This is a genomic window from Luteitalea sp. TBR-22 (genome assembly GCF_016865485.1).
Taxonomy (GTDB): Bacteria; Acidobacteriota; Vicinamibacteria; order Vicinamibacterales; family Vicinamibacteraceae; genus Luteitalea.
Genome location: NZ_AP024452.1, coordinates 3003991 through 3017835 on the forward strand (window position 1 = coordinate 3003991; position 13845 = coordinate 3017835).

Consider the following 13845-nt stretch of genomic DNA (forward strand, 5'->3'; position numbering starts at 1 on the left):
CGGGAACGCCACTCAGGCGGGGAGACAGCTCATGGTGCGACGGTTGTTGGCGAGCGGGGCGATGGTGCTGGCGTGCAGCGGCGCGGCGGCCGCGCAGGATGTGGTCATCGGCGGCAACATCGGCGGTTTCCTCGTCAAGGGCGAGGAGTCGCGCGACCGGAACGACGTCATCCGGCAGAACCTCTCCTTCCTCAGCTTCAATCTCGACGACTTCGACAGCGCCACCGGCGGCGGCGACTTCGCCATCAGCCTGGGGTCGTTCATCGAGGTCGGCGCCGGCGTGAACTACTACGGCAGCACCGTGCCGACGGTCTACTCGCGGTTCGTCGACAGCGACGGCACCGAGATCGAGTCGGACATGAAGCTGCGCAACGTGCCGTTCTCGGTCACGGCGAAGGTGTTCCCGCTCTCGCGCGACGCGGGCGTGCAGCCTTACGTGGGCGGTGGCGTGCAGTTCAACATGTGGAAGTACACCGAGGTCGGCGAGTTCCTGGACTTCAGCACCGGCGAGATCTTCCGCGACAGCTTCACCGACGACGGGATGGAGGTCGGCCCGGTGTTCCTGGCCGGCCTGCGATTCCCGATCGGCAACAGCGTGCTGATGGGTGGCGAGTGGCGCTACTCGACGGCCAAGGCCGATCTGGACCCGGACCTCGGGTTCTATGGCGACACGATCGACCTGGGCGGCAACGCGTTCCTCTTCACGGTGGCCTTCAAGCTGCGGTGACGACACGGGGGAGGGCGCGGTGTCACACCGCGCCCCGCCTCACCGTCGCACGTACAGCGCGACGCCGCCGCCTTCACAGGTGCGCGTGAAGCCGTCGAGGAAGCCGGCGTCCTTCTGAGCCAACTGGAACAACTGGTCGCCGCCTTCGGCCTTCTCCTCGACGAGCATGAAGGCCGCGTGGCGGCGCGGGCTCCTGAGCGCCTCGAACCAGATCTCGCCGATCCCCTCGTGGATGAAGTGCTTCAGCGAGAGGCCGTTCACCGACATCTCCTGCATGTAGTGCGCCAGTGACCCCATGCTCACCAGGATGGGCTCGCCGCGCCACGCCTCCATGAGGCAGGCCGTGACGGCGCGCCGCTCCTTCTGGTGCGGGCGATCCCACTGCGCCTCCGCCACCATCGGCGAGGTCAGGCCGACCGGTCGACGGTCGAAGCCGAGCCCGGCCAGCACCAGCAACAGCACGACGCCGCGCGAGGCCTTCGGCGCCAGCGAGACCAGCAGGCCGATGCAGGCCGCGGCGGCGGTGATCAGCAGGATCATGTACCGGATGCGGAACGGGTGGCCGCTGACGAACGCGTAGTAGGGCAGTGCCGCACATCCGGCCAGGGCGAGGGCGAACCACCAGGCCTGGCGGTCGCGTCGCGCCAGGCCCTGCACGAAGACGATGATGGCCGCGACGGCGCCAGTCCACGCGACGGGCCAGCCGCCCACCTTGCCCAGTCCCCACCCGACCTGGACAAGTGCCTTCGCCGGGTTCCGGTACGCGGGGTTGTTCGGCTCGTAGAACCCCCCGGTGACCAGCCATGCGCCGACCGTCGCCTTGCTGAGGACGAGGAACAGAAGCAAGGCGCCGAGTGGCCAGACCCCGACGCGCAACGCGCGGGCCGCGGCCGTGCCGAGGGGCACGCCCGACCGCCAGAGCACCAGCACCGCCACCAGGCCGGCTGCGGCCGTCATGGGCCACGCCTCATAGCGGGTCAGACAGGCCAGGCCGAGCACCAATCCGGCCGGCCACGCCGGCGCGGTGCCGCCAGAGGTCGTCCAGTGATAGAGCAGGGCGATACCCGAGACGGTCAGCCCCAGCAACAGAGGCTCGGTCATCGGGGTGGACTGCAGGTAGAGCAGGTCCGGTTGGTAGACGAAGACGGCCAGAGCCGCGACGGCCGCCGAGCGGGATCCGGAGAGGCGGCCCACCAGCCAGCACAGGGCGGCAGCAGCTGCCGCAAACGACAGCATGGAGATGACCACCCCCGACAGGCCGGTCCGATACCAGGCGTCGACCTGGACGGGCAGGGCGTTGAGCACATGGGGCAGGGGGAGCCACACCGCCCCGATCTGCCGCCAGCCGGGCGTCAGGCTGTCGAAGATGCGCCGGGCCACGACCAGGTGAGCCTTCGCATCGTAGTGGCTCAGGGTGAGATCCTGGCCGGCGTAATAGGTCGTGGCCACGCTGCCGACGAGGAGCGCGACCGCGGCGCCGAGCACCGGCAGGAACCAGGGACGGGCGGAGACGGGGGCTGGAACAGGCACGGGTATAATCACGATGGCCGGGGTCCGACCATCCCGCCATAGTACCTCGGCCACCCGGAGGGCCTGTCGGGGCCCGGTCTCCGGCTTTTTCCTGCATGTCCAAAGTCGTCGCTACCGTCCAGTCGTTCGCCGTGAGTCTCGGCGCCCCGGGCCTGTTCCTCGTGGCCCTCCTCGACTCGTCCGCCCTGTCGCTGCCCCAGGTGCCCGACCTGTTGCTGATCTGGATGGTGGCCCGGCACCCGTCGATGTGGTTCGTCTACGCGCTGATGACGACCCTGGGCTCGGTGCTCGGGTGCGTGTCGATGTACCTGCTGGCCCGCAAGGGGGGCGAGCGGGTGCTGCGCAAGATGATCAGCGCCGACCGGATGGAGCGGGGACGCGTCGCCTTCCAGAAGTGGGGACTGCTCGCGGTGCTCGTGCCCTCCATCCTGCCGCCGCCGGCGCCCTTCAAGGTCTTCGTCCTGCTCGCCGGCGTCGTCCAGATCCCCCTCTGGCAGTTCGTCACCGCGATTGGCCTCGGGCGCGGATTCCGATACTTCTTCACGGCGCTCCTCGCCCGGTGGTACGGCGAAGCGGCGATGGCCTTCCTCGAGGCGCACATGCGCGAGATCTCGCTCGGCCTGGCGCTCGTGCTGGTGGTGGCGGCGGTGGGCTGGATCCTGCTCCGGCAGCGCCGGACGCAGCACGTCGGTGCGGTATAATCCCGCGTTCGCCTGATGCCGCCCGAGATCTCGCTCGTCATCCCCATCTACAACGAGGCGCCCAACATCGAGGCGCTGTACGAGGAGATCACGGCGGCGCTCGATCCGTGGGGCCGCACCTACGAGGTGCTGCTGGTCGACGATGGCAGCACCGATGGCAGCGCCGACCTGCTGGCCAGGCTGCCGGCGCGGGACGCGCGCTTCCGCATCATCCGCTTCCGGCGCAATTTCGGCCAGACACCCGCCTTCTCGGCAGGGTTCGCCTATGCCCGCGGACGGATCATCATCACGTCCGACGGCGACCTCCAGAACGACCCCAGGGACATCCCGATGCTCGTCGACCGCCTCGAGCAGGGCCACGACATCGTCTGCGGGTGGCGCAAGGACCGCAAGGACAAGATGGTCACCCGGCGAATCCCGTCGATGATCGCCAACCGGCTGATCTCGCGCGCGACCGGCGTCGACCTGCACGACTACGGCTGCTCACTCAAGGCTTTCCGCTCCGAGGTGGTCAAGCCGCTGCGGCTGTACGGCGAGATGCACCGGTTCATCCCGGCGATCGCCAGCGAGTTCGGCGTCAAGGTCGCCGAGGTCGTGGTCAATCACCGGGCGCGGCGTGCCGGCAGCTCGAAGTACGGCCTGTCGCGGACCATCCGGGTGATCCTCGACCTGCTCACGGTCAAGTTCCTGCTGAACTACGCGACGCGCCCGCTGCAGATCTTCGGGCTCGTGGGCGTCATCCTCGGCAGCCTGGGCGCGCTGATCATGGGGTACCTGGCGTTCATGCGCCTGTTCATGCACACCTCGATCGCCGACCGGCCCCTGCTGCTGTTCGGCATCCTTCTCGTCTCGTCGGGACTGCAACTGCTGACGATGGGGCTGCTGGCAGAGCTGCAGGCGCGCACCTATCACGAATCGCAGGACAAGCCCACCTACGCCATCCGCGAGATCGTCGAGGCATCGCCGGAGCATCCCGAGGGGGCGCACATGCCGGTGGACATCAGCACCGGGCCGCGGGAGCTGTCACGGGGGTGAAGGCCCCGCGCGAGCACGACGCGCGGATCACCGTGATCCAGCGCGAGCTCTTCGACGAGAACAAGTCGAAGGCGCAGCGGTACGCCGAGCTCGTCGTCGGCAAGCCGGGCCGCTGGGCGCTGATTCGGTACGAGCTCATCACGTTGCTGTGCTGGGGTGTCCCCGGCGCGCTGGGGCTCTTCCTCCGATCGAAGCTGTATCCGCTCCTGCTCGGCTCGTGCGGTCGGGGCGTGGCGTTCGGCGCCGGCGTCGTCCTGCGGCATCCCCACAAGATCCACATCGCCGACAACGTCGTCGTCGACGACGGATGCTGCCTGGACGCCAAGGGCAGCGACAACCGCGGGATCACGATCGGCCGCGGCGTCTTCCTCGGCCGCAATGCCATCCTCAGCTGCAAGAACGGCGACATCGTCGTGGAGGACGAGGCCAACATCGGGTTCAACACCGAGATCTTCTCGGCCTCGCGGGTGCGGGTCGGCAAGAAGGTCCTCATCGCCGCCTACACCTACCTCGTCGGTGGGGATCACCTCTACGATCGCGTCGACGTGCCGGTGCTCGATCAGGGCCGGACGGCCGCGGGGATCGACGTCGGCGATCACGTGTGGCTGGGCGCGCACGTGGTGGTGACCGACGGTTCCCGGATCGGCAGGGATGCGATCATCGGGGCAGGCGCAGTGGTCGTCGGCGAGATTCCGGAGTACGCGATCGCCGTCGGCACGCCGGCCAAGGTGATCCGTGACCGACGAGCGACCACCGGTCCGTCGACAGCCGAGGATGCGTGAGTGTGGGGGACCGACGCCGGGCATTCCGGCATGGCACCATCACGTATCGACCTGCGAGTGCCAATGACGCGTGAGATGGCGCGCCGCACTTCGCCATCCCGGCATCGCGGCATTCGTAATTGCCAGCGTAAGTAAGCCCATGTGCGGCATCGTCGCCATCGCCGATCGTGATCCCCGCGCGCTCGTGAGCGCCGAAGCCCTGCGCGCCATGGCGCGCACCCTCGTGCACCGCGGGCCCGAGGACGAGGGCGTGATCACGCGCCCGGGTGGCGGCCTCGGGTTCCGCCGGTTGTCCTTCATGGACATCCCCGGCGGGCAGCAGCCCTTCACCAACGAGGCCGGCAACGTCCACGTGGTCGGCAACGGGGAGATCTACAACTACCCGGAGCTCAAGGCGCAACTGACCGGACTGGGCCATCGCTTCCGCTCGGGGTCCGACATCGAGGCCGTGCTCCACGCGTACGAGGAGTGGGGCTACGAGGCGTTCGTGCGCCTGCGGGGCATGTTCGCCGTGGCCTTGTACGACGAGCGCACCCAGGCGCTGGTGGCGGCGCGCGACCGGGCGGGCGAGAAGCCGTTGTTCTACGCGCCGACGCCGCAGGGGCTGTTCGTCGGCTCGGAGGTGAAGGCGCTGCTGGCGCGTCCGGAGGTGCCACGCACCTTCGACCTCGCCTCGCTCGACCAGTTCCTCACCTACGAGTACGTGATCGCGCCGCGCACGCTGTTTGCGTCGATCCGCAAGCTGCCGGCGGCGCATTACCTCGTGTACCGCGAGGGCAAGGTGCACGTGGCGCGGTACTGGGACGTCGCTGAGACGCCGGTGCGCGCCTGGGACGCGGAGGAGGCGGCGGTAGCGGTCCGCGAGGCCCTGTCGGCTGCGGTGGACCGCCAGATGATGTCCGACGTACCGCTGGGCGTGTTCCTGTCGGGCGGCATCGACTCGAGCGCGATCGCCGCGTTCATGGCCGAGTCGGCGAAGCGGCGCGGCGTCACGGTGACCAGCTTCAGCATGGGCTTCCGTGACCAGAGCTACAACGAGCTGCCGTACGCTCGGGCCATCGCGCAGCGGTTCGGCCTCACGCACGTCGAGGACATGGTCACCGCCGACGTGGCGGCGCTGTTCGATCCGCTGGTCTCGCACCTCGACGAGCCCTTCGCCGACGTCTCGTTCTTCCCGACGTACCTGGTCTCGCGCCTGGCGCGTCAGCACGTCAAGGGCGTGCTCGCCGGCGACGGGGGCGACGAGTTGTTCGGCGGCTACGACGCCTACGCCGCGCAAGCGCTGGCGGCGCGCCTGACGCGCGTGACCCCGGACGTCGCCTGGCGCCTCGCCGATCGCGTCGCGCAACTGGTGCCCCCGTCGGAGCAGAAGAAGGGCGCACTGAACAAGGTCAAGCGCTTCCTGCAGGGCGTCACCAGCGCCGACCATGACCTCGGGCACTACCGCTGGATGACGTTCATGGACCCGGCGTCCCGTCGCAGGCTCTACACGCCGGCGATGCGCGAGGCGGCGCTCGGCGGCGACGTGCACCGCGAGGTGCGTGAGGCGCTCGGCGCGTATCGCGCCGACGACGCCGTCAATCGCGAGCTGTACGCGGACCTGCGGGTCTACCTGGCCGACGACATCCTGGTGAAGGTCGATCGCATGAGCATGGCGACGTCGCTCGAGACGCGCGCGCCGTTCCTCGATCCCGAGGTGATGGAACTGGCGTTCTCCTTGCCGGGCCACCTCAAGGTGCGCGGCAGCGAGCGGAAGATCGTGCTGAAACAGGCGCTCCGCGGCGTGCTACCCGACAGCATCCTCTTCCGCAAGAAGGAGGGCTTCAGCATCCCGATGAAGAACTGGCTGCGACGGGAACTGCAGCCGCTGATGCGGGAACTGCTGTCGGAGCCGCGCCTGGTGCGCCGCGGCCTGTTCGAGCCACGCGAGGTGTCGCGGCTGATCGCCGAGCACGTCGACGGGCGCGCCAATCACGCGCACCAGTTGTTCTCGCTGATGGTGTTCGAGCGCTGGGCGGATGCGCTCGAGGCCCCGGTTCAGTTGCCGCGCGTCGTCGCGGCCTCGTAGGTCCGCGCGAGCGCCTGCCGTTCACGCTCGCGGCGGGTCGCCGACCATCCCAGTTCGTCGCCCATGATGTCGGTCGCGGCGGCCGTGGCCTCGGCGCCAGGGTAGCCGCGCGAGCCGGCCTCGGTGCGTCGCAGCAGCGCATCACCGAGCGTCACGGCCATCTCCTGTCGCACCGCAAAGAGGATCTCGGCGCCGGTCACGTCGGTCCCGGGCCCGCCGGGCGCGGCGGCCCTGGATGGCGCGGGCGCGTCGTCGCCTTCGCGAGCGACGCTCCCGAGCGGACGAAGCAGGTCGGGGCGACCCTCGGCCAACGACACCACGTCGCGCCACGCCGTGCCGTAGCTGTAGACGAGGCGCTCGATCAATGCGGCGGGGATCGCCGGGGTGGCCGCGCGCCTGGCGTCGGCGAGGAACGCGTCGAAGCGGTCGATCTCGCCACCGGCGAGCCTGGTCGTCGCCGTCGCACAGGGCGCCGTGCTGGCATCGAGGGCGCGCACGAGCGTGTCGACGGCGCGCTCGGCCGAGTGACGCGCCGTGGTGTATCGCACGCCGACCAGCGAGTAGAGCTGCGGGCAGCCATCTTCCGCGTGGTCGATGAAGGGACTCTCGCGCAGCAGCGTGACGCGGGTGGCGGAGGCTTCGGAGGCCGGCAACAGGCCGCGGTGCACCAGGCGGATCGCCGCAGCCGTGATGCCGGCGCGCGGGAAGGCGACGTTCAGGTCGGCGAGCAACTGCGACACGTACTCCGGTCGCGGTGACAGGTGCTCGGCCGTCGCGGTCCACGGGTCGTGGCTGGTGCCGGCGATCGTGGCGCCACGCCAGGGGGCCAGGAAGAAGAGGCGGCCGCGCGCGTTGCCCCCCACGGCATGCGTCCCGCCGAGGCCCTCGATGACCAGGTTCATCGCCACCGACCACTGCGGCACCCGGCGCGCCGTGCCGGCGCCCCAGGCGCGCACGAGGTCAGCGGTCCAGCCGCCCGTGGCGAGCAGCACGGCCCGCGCCCGGATGGGGAAGGGCGGCCCCGGGTCCGGCAGGTGTTCCTGCGCCATCACGCCGACCACCCGTCCCGAGTCCTGGCGGATCAGCCCCACGGCCTGGACGTAATTGGCCGCCTCGAGGCCCTGGCGGACGGCGCTGGTGATGAAGGCCAGTTCGGCACGCGAGCTGTTGGAGAACTGGGCGTCATGCCACTCGATCCCGCCGGTGACGCCGTGCGGATCGATCCAGGGTGCGAGCCGCAGGCATTCGTCGCGTGACAGGACGCGGCTGGCGGGAAGGTGCTTGCTCGGGTCCGGCAGGTCGTTGCGATCGCGGGCCAGCAGGTCGTTGAGGCGGAAGTACGCGGCGAGCGCCAGCTTGTGCCGCATGAGCCGTCGGCTCGTCGGCATCAGGAAGGGCAGCGGGTGGACCAGGTGGGGGAGGATGTGCGAGAGCGCGCGCCGCTCGCGCAGGTACTCCCGCATCTCGCCCAGGTGGCCGCGCTGCAGCGAGCGGACGCCACCGTGGACCGTCTTGGCGTTGTTGAAGGACGTGCCGCTGCCGAAGTCGCCCCGGTCGATCAGCGCGACCTTCAGGCCGCGCTGGGTGGCGTCCCAGGCCACCGTCGCGCCGTAGATGCCGGCGCCCACGATGAGCAGGTCGAACTCGGTGGTGGTGAGTCGACTCGGATCGCGTCGCACGTGCCTCGTATTCTACGATAGCGGGATGCACCCGACCGCGGCCCGGCCGCAGGGCCCCGTCACCGCCGCCGACGTCGCCGCCTACTGGAACACGCGCATTCACGACCTCGAGATGACCACCCACCCGGTGGGCACGCGCGAGTTCTTCGACGACCTCGACGACTACCGCTTCGACAAGCTCCATTACCTGCCGCGCCTGGTCGACTTCAACGGCTTCGCGGGCAAGCAGGTGCTCGAGATCGGCTGTGGCATCGGCACCGACCTGGTGCGGTTCGCCAGGGGCGGCGCACGCGTGACCGGCGTCGACCTGGCGTCGACCTCGATCGAGCTGGCTCGGCAGAACTTCGCCCTGCATGGCCTGCAGCCCGACGAGCTGCGCGTGGCCGATGGCGCAGCCCTGCCGTTCGACCAGGCGTCCTTCGACGTCGTCTACTGCCATGGGGTGCTGCAGTACGCCGCCGATGCGCCGGCCGTGGTGGCCGAGGCCCGTCGCGTGCTGCGGCCCGGGGGCGTGGCCATCTTCATGGTCTACAACCGCGTGTCCTGGCTGCACGCGATGTCGAAGGTGATGAAGGTGGGGCTCGAGCACGGCGACGCGCCGGTCCTGAAGCTCTATTCCATCCCCGAGTTCGAGGCGCTCCTGGCGCCGTTCCGCGACGTGGAAATCGTGCCCGAGCGGTTCCCGGTCGCCTCGAGGCTGCACAAGGGATGGAAAGCGACCGCCTACAATTCGATCTTCGTCGGCACCTTCAACGCCCTGCCGAGGGGCTGGGTGCGGCGCTTCGGCTGGCACCTGATGGCATTCTGTCGGCCCTGAGGTCGGCGCTGCGGCCCTCGATCATCGGCCTCGGTGTCGTCCTCGCGTCGTGTGCCGGAGCGGAGCCTCCGAGCGCCAGCGAGGCGGCCGTCGTGCCGGTGAGTGCCCGGCCCGCTGCCGCCGTCGCCGCTGACGCGGAACCGCTGCCTCAGCCGGCGCAGCCGTACCGGGGCGTGGCCGCCGGCCTGCTGGCCTTCCAGTCCGACGTCCGGGGGCGACCCAAGATCTTCACGCTCGACGTGGCGACCGGCCAGGTGCGCGCGCTGACCAGTGGCGCCGACTGGCGCGACGAGGCCCCACGCTGGTCGCCGGACGGGCAGTGGATCGCCTTCACCTCCAATCGCGCGCACTACGGACCCGGCGCCGAGACGGGGACGCCCGACACCGACGTCTACGTGATGCGCGCCGACGGCTCACAGGTGCGACGCGTGACCACCGACCCCGGCAACGACCACGATCCCAGTTGGCTGCCCGACGGGCAATCGCTGGTGTTCTCGTCGGACCGGGCCTCGCGCGGTGACCTCTATCGCGTGCGGTTGGCCGACGGCCAGACGACGCGGCTGACCACCAACTTCGTCGGTCGCGCCATCATGCCCGCCGTGTCGCCCGACGGGCGTCGGGTCGCGTTTGCCGCGCAGACCCTGCGCGTCGGCGCGTTCTGGAACTTCCAGGTCCACCTGCTCGACCTCGCCACGGGGCGGACCGAACCGGTGCCGGCCAGCGGCGGCGCCTGCTGGCCCGCATGGACGCCCGACGGCCGTGCCCTGTTCAACGTGCAACTCGACCGCGAGCCCTCCGCCATCCAGCGGCGTGACCTCGCCAGCGGGGCGGTGACGCTCGCGCACGCGAACCCGACCCTCTGGAGCTATTACCCGCGCGTCTCGCCTGATGGCCAGTGGCTCGTGGTGTCGCTCAGCCCCGAGCACCACGACGGCGAGAACTGGGATCTCGCGCTCGTGTCGACCAGCGATCCGGGACGTCGCGTCGCCCTCACGACGGGCCCGGGCAACGACCGCCTGGCGGATTGGAAGCCGAGGTAGGAGTCGAACGCCGCTGCCGGACGAGGTCGGCGGCGCCGCCTCGCGTGCGAACATGCGGCCTCGGAGGTGTTCACGTGACCATCGCTGAACTGCTGGTGCCCGAGTTCGACCAGGAAGTCGCAAGGACGCGCAAGATGATCGCGTTGGTGCCAGAGGACCGCTTCGACTTCAAGCCGCACGAGAAGTCGATGACGCTCGGTCGGCTCGCGTCACATCTGGCCGAGATGCCGCACTGGCTCTCCACGACGCTGACCACCGAGGTCTTCGAGCCCGGCCCGGACATGAAGGCCTTCAACGCGTCGTCGCTGCCGGCCATCCTCGCGGAGCTCGATTCCCGGGCCGCGTCGGCGCGGGCGCTCCTCGCGACGGCGTCCGACGAAGACCTGGCCGTCACCTGGACCTTCAGGTGGAACGGCCATGTGGTGCTGTCGCTGCCGCGCCATGCCGTGATCCGCAACATGGTGCTCAATCACATGGTCCACCATCGCGCGCAGCTGGGCGTGTACCTCCGGCTGCTCGACATCCCGCTGCCCGGTACGTATGGCCCGTCGGCCGACGAGACCCGCGGGTTCGCCTAGGCGGTAGCCGGTGGCGCTGCCGGTTGCCCTGCGGGCCGAGGCTCAGCGCGGCGCGTCGATGGTCACGTTCCCGAGGATGGCGCTGCCGAACCGGCGGCCGACGTCGGCAGCGGCGATCGCCCCTCCGTCGGGGGCGCGCGGACGCACGAGCCTCACCGGCACGGGGGCCAGGCGCGCGACCAGCTCGGGAAGGTCGGTGACCTGCAGGACGCCGGGCATCACGGCCAGCGTCAGTCCCGCGTGCGTGTCGGAGCTGGCGACGTCCTCGTAGCTCACCGGGCCCTCCTCGAGCACCAGACCTGCAGGGCGCAGGTGCTGCGCCGCGAACACGGCGGCCGGCACCGTCTGGCCCCGCGCGTGGATGGTGACCTCGGGAGCCCCGCCGGGCACGAGGGCATCGAGCACCGCGAGGCTCGCGTGGATGTCGTGCACCTGCCATGTCACCACGCTGGTGCCGAGCAGCCAGGCGCGCGCCGCGAACTGGTAGTCGGCGCCGTATCCGCTGCTGCCGGCGCGCGGCCCCAGGACTCCCGTGCCGCGCACGTCCACCGCCAGCACGTGCTGCCCGCTGCGCGCGAGCGAGTCGATGGCGGCATCCTGGTGGATGGCCCCGCGATCGTCGAGGAGCAGCACCACGCGGCGACTCGGCGTCGTCGAGGCGCGGAAGCGCGCCGGCAGGCGCAGGCCGTCGTACAGCTCGATGGCGAGGCGCTCACCGGCCATCGTCGTCGCGCTGCCGCTGCGCTCGGCGATGCGGCCGTGGGGACCCGTGCGGTAGAGGTGTAGCAGGCGGCGCAGCGCGTCGTCGGTCACGGCCGGGCGAGTCCTCGCGAGGGTGCGAGCTTCTTCGGCGTTCAACTGACGGACGGTGTGGCTGCCGCCGGAGGTCGCCAACTGCCCGGTCGTGGTGACCCGGAGCGCGGTCTCCGGTTCGGTGGTCACTGCCGCCTCGGCGCTCGGCCCCGGACGCCCCAGCCAGCGCCCGAGTGCCTGGTATGCGCCCTCGCGCAACGGCTGCGTCCATCCGTGGGTCGCGTCGTTCTCCACGCGCGCGAGCCGGTCGCCGGCGCCGAGCAGGTCGTACAGGCGGGTCAGCTCGGCAGAGGCGGCCCTCGAGCCGGCGATCGGGAAGAAGTCCTTGATCGCGCTGCTCACCAGGAAGCCACGCGGCGCGGCGGCGAGCGCGAAGTCGGCGAAGTCGAGTCCCAGCCCGACGAAGCCGGGCAGGATCTGCTCGGCGTCCTGTGGCCCCGGCACGTCCCACATGTCGGCCCACGAGGTCATGTAGCAGGAGACCACCACGGCAGCGAGCCGCGGCTCCACCGCGCCCAGCAGCGCCGCCTGCGTCCCGCCTCCCGAGTTGCCGGCCACCGCCAGCCGCGCCGCGTCGACGTCAGGGCGGCTCGCCAGGTAGTCGAGCGCGCGCTGCATGTCGCGCACCATGTAGGCGCCGAGCGTGCGCCCGGTCAGCAGCACCTGCTGACCCGTCATCGAATGCTCACGCGTCCCGATGCCCACCCGGGAACCCGTGCCGGCGGCGTCGGGGTACTCGAGACGCTCGCCCTGTCCGAAGGGGTCGATGGCCAGCACGAGGAAGCCGCGCCGCGCCAGCGACACCCAGGCGTGCTGATAGACCGGCGAGGCCTTGCCCTCGTCGGCGTGCCCGGCGGTGCCGACGACGGCCGGGAAGGGGCCGGTCCCTTCGGGCACGTAGGCGTTGGCCGTCACGCGGAAGCCCGGCGCGCTCTCGAAGACCACGTGCTCGATGCGATAGCCCTGGCGCGCCGTGGTGCGGGTGACCCTCGCCCCGAGCGGCGTGGACACGGCGGGGAGCAGCCCCAGCGAGGCGCGCAGCGCCGTTCGGACGTCCCGTTGCCGCGCCTCGACGTCGGCCCGCGTGACCAGCGTCGCCACGCGGGCACGCCGCGCGTCCAGAGCCTGCCTGGCCTGGCCATCGAGCCACGTGTCGAAGGTGACCCGTTCGGGCGCGACAGCCGGAACGGGTGCGGGAGCGGGCTGGCGTGCGAGCAGCACGCCGGCCCCCAGGAGGACGGTGAGGACGACTGAAGGGAGGCGGCGCGCCGGAGCCATGACGCGCAAGCCTATCGCAAGCGGCTGGCCGTCAGCTGGCCGCTTCGTCCTCGTCGGCGGGCAGCCTGCGCCTGGCGGAGGTGCGCGTCTCCAGCACGATGATGTTGCGGGGGACGAGGACGACGTCGGCCGACCGACGCGCCTCGCGCAGGATGCTGCGCAGGCCTTCGAGCGTCGCGCGCACGTCGTCGTTGCTGACGCCCTCGTCGAGCAGGTCGTGGATGCGCAGCTCGAGGTCGGCGACCGATCGCGGCTCGTCGAGTGCGATCAGGGCCCGACCGTCCGGCAACGGCACGAGGGAGACGCCGAGGTACTGCTCGAGGAGGCGAGAGGGCCTGACGCTGATCACCGCGCGGGAGCCGAACGTGACCAGTTCGGCCGGCTCACGCAGCGCCGGCGAGGTGCGGTCCTGGATCAGTCCGGCCACCGCGTGGCCGAGGTCCTCGTTGACGCGCGAGAGCGAGCCGATGACCGACTCGGGCAGCGTGAGCGACACGACCCGTGACGGTTCGTCGAACTTGCGCGGGCGGCCGCGGCGTCGGCGCAGCGGCGCCATCGCGCCGCTCGCAGTGAGGAGGAGTTCGTCGTGAGGCATCAGCACGTCCCAGCCGGCCAGCGTGAGCACGAGCGCCATCAGTCCTGCGAACTGCCACGCGATCGACGAGGGCATGGTTGAGCATACCTCGGGAGCGTGCCCGCGCGGGTGCGAGGTGACCATCGATCGCGTCATGACTCCCGAAGGTTGGGGAGGCCCGGCTCCCGAATTTACATGAGCTTAATTGATCAGTTTGCAATTT

12 protein-coding genes are annotated in these 13845 nt (G+C 70.5%); 8 read left to right on the forward strand and 4 right to left on the reverse strand.

Features of this window, described 5'->3' with window-relative positions; genetic code table 11:
• Positions 1 to 31: 31 nt before the first annotated feature.
• Positions 32 to 727: a hypothetical protein gene (locus TBR22_RS12345; RefSeq protein ID WP_239493292.1), complete on the forward strand. Its 696-nt coding sequence runs from the start codon at positions 32 to 34 to the stop codon at positions 725 to 727.
• A gap of 39 nt (positions 728 to 766) precedes the next feature.
• Here TBR22_RS12345 and TBR22_RS12350 read toward each other — a convergent pair whose 3' ends face one another.
• Positions 767 to 2257 carry a hypothetical protein gene (locus TBR22_RS12350; protein WP_239493293.1) on the reverse strand — a complete coding sequence of 497 codons (1491 nt, stop codon included), beginning with the start codon at positions 2255 to 2257 and terminating at the stop codon, positions 767 to 769.
• A gap of 95 nt (positions 2258 to 2352) precedes the next feature.
• Between TBR22_RS12350 and TBR22_RS12355 the strand changes: the two genes are divergently transcribed.
• The 4 genes from TBR22_RS12355 to asnB all read left to right on the forward strand — a co-directional run bounded on the left by TBR22_RS12355 (position 2353) and on the right by asnB (position 6843).
• Positions 2353 to 2958, forward strand: coding sequence for a YqaA family protein (locus TBR22_RS12355; protein WP_239493294.1), 606 nt, complete (start codon positions 2353 to 2355; stop codon positions 2956 to 2958).
• 15 nt (positions 2959 to 2973) lie between these two features.
• Positions 2974 to 3993 carry a glycosyltransferase family 2 protein gene (locus TBR22_RS12360; protein WP_239493295.1) on the forward strand — a complete coding sequence of 340 codons (1020 nt, stop codon included), beginning with the start codon at positions 2974 to 2976 and terminating at the stop codon, positions 3991 to 3993.
• Positions 3990 to 4775, forward strand: a complete 786-nt coding sequence (locus tag TBR22_RS12365) for an acyltransferase (RefSeq protein ID WP_239493296.1) — start codon at positions 3990 to 3992, stop codon at positions 4773 to 4775. The genes TBR22_RS12360 and TBR22_RS12365 overlap by 4 nt, the downstream gene beginning before the upstream one ends.
• Before the next feature lie 139 nt (positions 4776 to 4914).
• The gene (gene asnB, locus TBR22_RS12370; protein WP_239493297.1) at positions 4915 to 6843 is read left to right on the forward strand and encodes an asparagine synthase (glutamine-hydrolyzing); all 1929 of its coding nucleotides are present in this window, start codon (positions 4915 to 4917) and stop codon (positions 6841 to 6843) included.
• On the opposite strand, the gene TBR22_RS12375 is transcribed toward asnB, so the two are convergent.
• Positions 6813 to 8522: a glycerol-3-phosphate dehydrogenase/oxidase gene (locus TBR22_RS12375; RefSeq protein WP_239493298.1), complete on the reverse strand. Its 1710-nt coding sequence runs from the start codon at positions 8520 to 8522 to the stop codon at positions 6813 to 6815. The genes asnB and TBR22_RS12375 overlap by 31 nt on opposite strands.
• A 25-nt stretch (positions 8523 to 8547) precedes the next feature.
• On the opposite strand from TBR22_RS12375, the gene TBR22_RS12380 reads away from it, so the two are divergent.
• The 3 genes from TBR22_RS12380 (at position 8548) to TBR22_RS12390 (ending at position 10957) form a co-directional block, all read left to right on the forward strand.
• Positions 8548 to 9339: a bifunctional 2-polyprenyl-6-hydroxyphenol methylase/3-demethylubiquinol 3-O-methyltransferase UbiG gene (locus TBR22_RS12380; RefSeq protein ID WP_239493299.1), complete on the forward strand. Its 792-nt coding sequence runs from the start codon at positions 8548 to 8550 to the stop codon at positions 9337 to 9339.
• Between the two features lie 92 nt (positions 9340 to 9431).
• Positions 9432 to 10379, forward strand: a complete 948-nt coding sequence (locus TBR22_RS12385) for a hypothetical protein (RefSeq protein ID WP_239493300.1) — start codon at positions 9432 to 9434, stop codon at positions 10377 to 10379.
• A 74-nt stretch (positions 10380 to 10453) separates the two neighbouring features.
• Positions 10454 to 10957: a DinB family protein gene (locus tag TBR22_RS12390; RefSeq protein WP_239493301.1), complete on the forward strand. Its 504-nt coding sequence runs from the start codon at positions 10454 to 10456 to the stop codon at positions 10955 to 10957.
• A 42-nt stretch (positions 10958 to 10999) separates the two neighbouring features.
• Here the strand turns inward: TBR22_RS12390 and TBR22_RS12395 are convergent, their stop codons facing one another.
• Both TBR22_RS12395 and TBR22_RS12400 read right to left on the reverse strand, forming a co-directional pair.
• Entirely contained in the window at positions 11000 to 13048 is a 2049-nt protein-coding gene (locus TBR22_RS12395) for a S9 family peptidase (protein WP_239493302.1), read from the reverse strand.
• Between the two features lie 31 nt (positions 13049 to 13079).
• Positions 13080 to 13718, reverse strand: a complete 639-nt coding sequence (locus TBR22_RS12400; protein ID WP_239493303.1) for a hypothetical protein — start codon at positions 13716 to 13718, stop codon at positions 13080 to 13082.
• Positions 13719 to 13845 lie beyond the last annotated feature (127 nt).

What these genes read in the sequence shown, in the direction of transcription:
- TBR22_RS12345 (WP_239493292.1), top strand. Translation starts at nt 32, where the DNA reads ATGGTGCGACGGTTGTTGGCGAGCGGGGCGATGGTGCTGGCGTGCAGC.
- TBR22_RS12355 (WP_239493294.1), top strand. Translation starts at nt 2,353, where the DNA reads ATGTCCAAAGTCGTCGCTACCGTCCAGTCGTTCGCCGTGAGTCTCGGC.
- TBR22_RS12360 (WP_239493295.1), top strand. Translation starts at nt 2,974, where the DNA reads ATGCCGCCCGAGATCTCGCTCGTCATCCCCATCTACAACGAGGCGCCC.
- asnB (WP_239493297.1), top strand. Translation starts at nt 4,915, where the DNA reads ATGTGCGGCATCGTCGCCATCGCCGATCGTGATCCCCGCGCGCTCGTG.
- TBR22_RS12380 (WP_239493299.1), top strand. Translation starts at nt 8,548, where the DNA reads ATGCACCCGACCGCGGCCCGGCCGCAGGGCCCCGTCACCGCCGCCGAC.
- TBR22_RS12395 (WP_239493302.1), bottom strand. Translation starts at nt 13,048, where the DNA reads ATGGCTCCGGCGCGCCGCCTCCCTTCAGTCGTCCTCACCGTCCTCCTG.
- TBR22_RS12400 (WP_239493303.1), bottom strand. Translation starts at nt 13,718, where the DNA reads ATGCCCTCGTCGATCGCGTGGCAGTTCGCAGGACTGATGGCGCTCGTG.